Below are 5,249 nucleotides of genomic sequence, written 5' to 3'. Positions count from 1 at the left end.
TTTTTACGGACCAACTGGTTAGAGATTACGTATTGCTAAGGTTAATACATGCTCCTGTTGTTAGGGAGGCAGCACCTATAGAGTTGGCGCAAAACTTATCGATATATATAGAAAAAACGAAACTCCCGCTGAAGCATATACACATTTGGAATTATTAAAACTTTCTAAAGAACATTATCGAAAAAACGGAACTGGTAGACCTACTAAAAAGGATCGTAGGGATATTGACGAATTCGGAAATGACATTTCAGATGACGAAGACGAGACTGAATAACATTCTAACCAGATTTCATATCTTACACGCTTTACATTATCTTAAAAAAAACTACAATGAGCAAAAACATCATCTTAACAAATCAAGAGATTGAACATAAAATAAAACGAATTGCCTACCAGATATACGAAACATTTGTAGACGATGAAGAAATCGTAATTGCAGGTATTGCAGCCAACGGTTTTATCTTCGCAAAAAAAGTAGCAGTAGCTCTTGAAGCTATCTCCCCTATTAAAGTATCACTTTGTGAAGTACAGATAAACAAACAGAAACCTGAATCTCCTATAAGCACCTCCCTAACCAAAGAACAATACGCTAACAAAGGCTTAGTGCTTGTAGATGATGTATTGAATTCTGGCACTACTTTAATATATGCCGTTCGTCATTTTCTAGATGTTCCTTTAAAAAAATTTAAAACTGCCGTTCTAGTCGATAGAAATCACAAGAAATATCCCGTAAAAGCAGATTTTAAAGGAATATCTCTTTTCGACTTCTTTATTAGAGCACGTACAAGTTGTATTTAATGACAATAATAATGATTATGCTTTCTTAAGCTAGAATCTCAAGTATATCCGAAACCGTTTCATCAATGGTCTTCTCATCTACACTTACTTTATACCTTGCCTGGTTGTAGTAAAAACTTCTTTCGAAAAGATGTGTAGCGATAAACTCTCTCATCTCTTCCTCATTTTTATCAGCAATAAGTGGGCGTTTACTTTTATTATGAAGCAAACGTCCATATAATGTATCTATAGATGCTTTTAAATAAACAGAAACTACTCCATCTTTATTCAATAATTCATGATTATTAGCATAGCAAGGCGTCCCTCCTCCCAAACCTATAATGATTTCTTCTGACGATTGAAGCAATTCCAAGAATGTTTCATGTTCTAATTTCCTAAAATATATCTCTCCATACTTATCAAAAATCTCATTTATGGTTAAATTAACCTTATTTTCGATGCATTCATCCAAATCTAAAAATGGAATTTCTGCTGTTTTAGATAATTTTTGAGCAATTGTTGACTTCCCGCAACCCATATACCCTAATAACACAATTTTTTTCATACTAATAAAACCTTATAAACTAAGACATTGGAAATTTTTCCAAAAAAAAGACAAATTTATAACAAAAATGCTTGGAAACTTCGAAAATAACTCCTTATATTTGCACCCGCATTCAAGGAAAGAATATGACTCGATAGCTCAGTTGGTAGAGCACATCACTTTTAATGATGGGGTCCTGGGTTCGAGCCCCAGTCGGGTCACAAAATTTGTGATTTAACAAAATACTTTTCTTGATAGCAAGACTCGATAGCTCAGTTGGTAGAGCACATCACTTTTAATGATGGGGTCCTGGGTTCGAGCCCCAGTCGGGTCACAAATAAGGTCGAGTAAGCACTACTTGGCCTTTTTTTTTAGGCCACGTGGAGAAACGGTAGACTTGCCATCTTGAGGGGGTGGTGCTCGAAAGGGCGTGTGGGTTCAAATCCCACCGTGGTCACGAAACTCGTGATCAAACATAATATTCATTGATAATAATGACTCGATAGCTCAGTTGGTAGAGCACATCACTTTTAATGATGGGGTCCTGGTTCGAGCCCCAGTCGGGTCACAAATTTTTGTGATTAAACAAAATACTTTCTTTGATAATTAATGACTCGATAGCTCAGTTGGTAGAGCACATCACTTTTAATGATGGGGTCCTGGGTTCGAGCCCCAGTCGGGTCACAAAAGGTCAAGTAATCAATTTACCTGACCTTTTTTTTGACATTATAGAGAACAATAACCTTACTCTTATAAAAGTAAATCCTATTGTTATTGTAATTCTAGCTTATAAGCAAAATATCAATATTGATATTTTGCTTTTTTTTTGTTATAATAAACAATCCCAAAACACGTTAAACAATCTAAACCTACTAATTAATTTTATATGAAACATTCATTACTTATTTTATTATTTTTAGCAACAAGCGTGAGCTGGAGCCAATCTGGATCGGACTATTTTGATCAAGCTTTAAGAAAAGCAGAAAATGGGAATACCAAAGGCGCAATAATCGACTACACTAAAGCTATTAAACTAAGAGCAAACTTTACTGAGGCATACCAAAACAGAGGTGTCGCGAAACTAAAACTAAATGACATTAAAGGAGCCCTTGCTGACTTCAACAAAACAATCGAATTAGACCCGATGAATGCAGATGCTTTTACTGGAAGAGCTAATGTAAACTACAAACTAAAAGACTTTCAAGCAGCTATTAAAGATTGCACTTCGTCAATTGCCTTAAACCCCAAAGACTATGTAGCTTATAACTTAAGAGGCACTTGTTACACTCAAGTTCAAGATAAAAAAAATGCTTGTAAAGATTTCACAAAAGCAATAGAATTAGGCAGCCAAAGTGCTAGCAAAAACAAAGCAACTTTCTGCAAATAAAAACAACAAAAAGGCACCCAGCTTTTCTTTCACAAAGTAAGAGTTGGGTGCTTTTTTGTATTCTAACTTATCCTTATATTTGATAGAACCTTCAACAATCATTCTGACTTAGTCTAAAACTCATTCAATACAACATATATGTCAATCCTAAAAAAGATAAACACTAAAGCCGAAACCGACAAGAATTCGGGTTTTGGGACTAACTCTAACAATTATGGTGGACGTTTTGTAAATAAGGATGGTACTCCAAATATCGAGAAAAGAGGAATGCACCTATTACGCCGTATTAGCTGGTATCATACCATGATCGAAATGCCCACATGGAAGTTTATGCTTATTTTATTTTCCTTTTATATCGCTATCAATTTTATTTTTGCAATTGCCTATTATGCAATTGGCATTGAACACCTAGACGGAATTGTTACATCTCAAAGCGCATGGTCAAAATTCGGACAAGCTTATTTTTTTAGCGCACAAACCTTCACAACCGTAGGTTACGGACACATTAGCCCAACAGGATTCCTGACAAGCTCCCTATCTGCAGCTGAAGCATTAATAGGATTACTAAGTTTTGCTATTGCAACTGGGTTATTCTTTGGAAGATTTAGCAGACCAACAGCGTTTCTTAAATTTTCACACAATGCTTTAATCAGCCCCTACAAAGAAAACAAAGCTTTAATGATTCGCCTTGTTCCTTTTAAAAACACAAACTTTACTGATGCTGAAGCAAAAATTACTCTAGGAATTAGCCTTGAAGAAAATGGCGTAATGACTAATAAATTCTATTCCCTAGAATTAGAACTGAATCGAATAAATGCTCTTACACTCAGCTGGACATTGGTACACCCCATAACCGAGAAAAGTCCACTATATAATTTCACAAAAGAAGACTTTTCCTCTACTCATGGAGAAATTTTAGTATTCATCAAAACTTTTGACGATATGTACAGTAATACTGTCGCAGCCAGAACTTCATATACCTTTAAAGAAGTATTATATGGAGCTAAATTTGATCCAATGTACAATCGAAGTAAAGACAATACTAAAACTGTATTACATCTTGACAAGCTCAACTCCTATCAGACTGTAGATTTTAAATAAGTCTGAATCAATAAATTTCTTATTTTAAGCATATTTATAGAAATTAAGCTAAATTTGTTTATCAAATATCAATTAATGATAAACAATATAAAAAGTGTTTTTAGCATAAAAGACCTTGAAAACCTTTCTGGAATAAAGGCGCACACTATTCGTATTTGGGAGAAGCGATACAATATCCTTGAACCTATGCGTACCGAAACCAACATTCGCTTATACGATTTAGCTAGTTTACAAAAACTTCTAAATATTACACTACTACATGAATATGGTTATAAGATTTCGAAGATTGCTACCTATCCTCAAGAAAAAATTCCACAATTAGTTAGAGAAATCATTTCTAACAAAAATGCAAAAAATCATGCCGTCAGTTCATTTAAAATGGCTATGATGAATTTTGATCAAGAATCGTTCTTCAATACATTTAATTGGCTATCTACCGAGAAATCTTTTAGAGGGATCTTTCAACAAGTATTTATCCCTCTATTGAATGAATTAGGTTTACTATGGCAATCCGAAACCATATCTCCTGCCCATGAACATTTTATAAGCAACTTAATTAAACAAAAGTTACACATAAATACTGAGAAACTTCAAGTTCAAAAACCAACAAAAACAGACAGAATATATGTCCTTTAGTTACCAATGAATGAAATTCATGAACTTGGATTAATGTATATACAGTACAAAATTCTTCTTCAAGGTTACAAAACAATTTACCTAGGCGAAAGTATGCCTATAGAAAACCTAAAAGAACTCAACAATCATTTTGACAATATCACTTTTGTTTCTTTATCTCACCATACAGCCTGACCGTAATATTGTCAATCAATATGTAAACAACATGAGTTCGGAATTATTAAGTAACTTCAACGAAATATGGCTAATTGGTAAAATGGTAGAATACATTGAAACCGAAAATCTAAATCAAAAAGTACACATTTTTAACTCCATTGAAGAATTAGTGATGCAGATATAATTATTTTGTTTAATTATTTCGTAGTTTTGTTAAACAAATGAAAAAAACAGTCTCGATTCTAGGTTCTGGCTTTTCGGCTTTGTCTGCTTCTTGCTACTTAGCTAAGCAGGGGTATGACGTAACCATTTATGAAAAAAATGCCACTATTGGTGGCAGAGCCCGACAACTAAAGAGCAATGGCTTTACATTCGATATGGGACCAAGCTGGTATTGGATGCCCGATGTATTCGAAAACTTTTTTAATGATTTTAATAAAAAGACAACTGATTATTATGAGTTAATAAAACTCAATCCCGCATATCGTGTTTATTTTGGTATTAATGAATTTATATCCATTACTGATAATCTGGAAGAAATTGCCAAAACTTTTGAATCTATCGAAAAAGGGAGTGGTAAAAAGCTTGTTGATTATAAGGTGCTGCCTCCCTAACAACAGGAGCATGTATTAAGCTTAGCAATACGTA

3 protein-coding genes, 5 tRNA genes and 4 pseudogenes are annotated in these 5,249 nt (G+C 33.9%); 11 read left to right on the top strand and 1 reads right to left on the bottom strand.

Going from position 1 to position 5,249, the window contains the following annotated elements; translation table 11 throughout:
* Positions 1-79 precede the first annotated feature (79 nt).
* Positions 80-274, top strand: a pseudogene (locus AC1RYN_RS12945) (RNA-binding protein); the annotation flags it as partial.
* A gap of 56 nt (positions 275-330) precedes the next feature.
* A pseudogene (locus AC1RYN_RS12940) lies at positions 331-832 on the top strand (phosphoribosyltransferase domain-containing protein).
* Here AC1RYN_RS12940 and AC1RYN_RS12935 read toward each other — a convergent pair.
* Entirely contained in the window at positions 824-1,342 is a 519-nt protein-coding gene (locus AC1RYN_RS12935; protein WP_481807299.1) for a shikimate kinase, read from the bottom strand. The pseudogene AC1RYN_RS12940 and the gene AC1RYN_RS12935 sit on opposite strands and share 9 nt — an antisense overlap.
* A gap of 127 nt (positions 1,343-1,469) precedes the next feature.
* On the opposite strand from AC1RYN_RS12935, the gene AC1RYN_RS12930 reads away from it, so the two are divergent.
* From AC1RYN_RS12930 to AC1RYN_RS12890, 9 genes and pseudogenes are all read left to right on the top strand, one after another.
* Positions 1,470-1,542 (top strand) — tRNA-Lys (locus AC1RYN_RS12930).
* A gap of 40 nt (positions 1,543-1,582) precedes the next feature.
* Positions 1,583-1,655: transfer RNA gene (locus AC1RYN_RS12925), tRNA-Lys, on the top strand.
* 40 nt (positions 1,656-1,695) lie between these two features.
* A tRNA-Leu gene (locus AC1RYN_RS12920) sits at positions 1,696-1,778 on the top strand.
* Between the two features lie 39 nt (positions 1,779-1,817).
* Positions 1,818-1,889, top strand: a tRNA-Lys gene (locus AC1RYN_RS12915).
* 43 nt (positions 1,890-1,932) lie between these two features.
* Positions 1,933-2,005 (top strand) — tRNA-Lys (locus tag AC1RYN_RS12910).
* A 202-nt stretch (positions 2,006-2,207) separates the two neighbouring features.
* Positions 2,208-2,708: a tetratricopeptide repeat protein gene (locus AC1RYN_RS12905; RefSeq protein WP_481807298.1), complete on the top strand. Its 501-nt coding sequence runs from the start codon at positions 2,208-2,210 to the stop codon at positions 2,706-2,708.
* Between the two features lie 138 nt (positions 2,709-2,846).
* A complete protein-coding gene (locus tag AC1RYN_RS12900; protein WP_481807297.1) occupies positions 2,847-3,809 on the top strand; it encodes an ion channel in 963 nt (320 codons plus the stop codon).
* Positions 3,810-3,884: 75 nt separating this feature from the next.
* Positions 3,885-4,785: pseudogene (locus tag AC1RYN_RS12895) on the top strand (MerR family transcriptional regulator).
* Positions 4,786-4,822: 37 nt separating this feature from the next.
* Positions 4,823-5,197 (top strand): annotated as a pseudogene (locus tag AC1RYN_RS12890) (phytoene desaturase family protein); the annotation flags it as partial.
* Between the last annotated feature and the right edge of the window lie 52 nt (positions 5,198-5,249).

It is taken from the genome of Flavobacterium sp. TC780 (genome assembly GCF_056783245.1).
This window is presented reverse-complemented; position numbering and strand designations above follow the sequence as displayed.